The organism is Pseudogemmobacter sp. TB195 (assembly GCF_058313095.1).
This window is the reverse complement of record NZ_JBZEGG010000245.1, coordinates 1-233: the sequence shown is the minus strand read 5'-3', so window position 1 is coordinate 233 and position 233 is coordinate 1. Positions and strand designations below refer to the sequence as shown.

At 61.8% G+C, this 233-nt stretch carries 1 pseudogene; it reads left to right on the top strand.

Annotated elements, in window-relative coordinates:
• Nucleotides 1–233: pseudogene (gene murD, locus AC4FS3_RS29600) on the top strand (UDP-N-acetylmuramoyl-L-alanine--D-glutamate ligase); the annotation flags it as partial.

Here is a 233-nt window from a genome sequence, read left to right as displayed (position 1 = left end):
ACGATTCCAAGGCCACCAACGCCGATTCGGTGGAAAAGGCGCTGGCGGCGTTTCCATCCGGCGTGTTCTGGATCGCTGGCGGCAAGCCCAAGGCGGGCGGCATCGCTGCTCTTAACGGTTTGTTTGCCAGGATCAGCAAAGCCTATCTCATCGGCGAAGCAACCGAATCATTCGCCGCGACCCTCGACGGGAAAGTCGAATACGCCCGCTGCGGCGCCCTTGACCAGGCGCTT